Consider the following 398-nt stretch of genomic DNA (forward strand, 5'->3'; position numbering starts at 1 on the left):
CCTAAAACTGGACGCCCGCCCGCAATTGCTGCGGAGCATTACCCACTGCTGACCAAGCTTGCTCATGCGCAGCCCTATTCCAGTCAGGCCGAATTGGCGCAAGCATTCCATGCTGAAACATGCATCACCGCTCATCCCGACACGTTCGCAAAGGCGTTGAAACTGGCGGGGATTGTTCGTGTAAAGGAACGGGCCAAAGGTAGTTTCCAACCTCCCGAACCTCGTAAGTCTTATGGCTACACCGAGGCACACCGGCGTCAGTTGCCGGAGCAGCGCTACCCCAGTTGCCTGACCGACGCCGAATGGACGCTGGTCGCAGATTTGTTTGAAGTATCGGGCGGTCGTGGCGTGCCACCCCGGCACTCCAGGCGCACGCTCCTGGAGGCTTGCTGCTATGT

The 398-nt window shown here is 59.0% G+C and carries 1 protein-coding gene; it reads left to right on the plus strand.

Annotated features, from left to right (window positions below; genetic code table 11):
* On the plus strand, positions 1-398 hold a 398-nt coding region (locus KMS84_RS44035), incomplete at both ends, for a transposase (protein ID WP_256921403.1).

It is taken from the genome of Streptomyces hilarionis, from assembly GCF_024539675.1.
GTDB lineage: Bacteria > Actinomycetota > Actinomycetes > Streptomycetales > Streptomycetaceae > Streptomyces > Streptomyces hilarionis.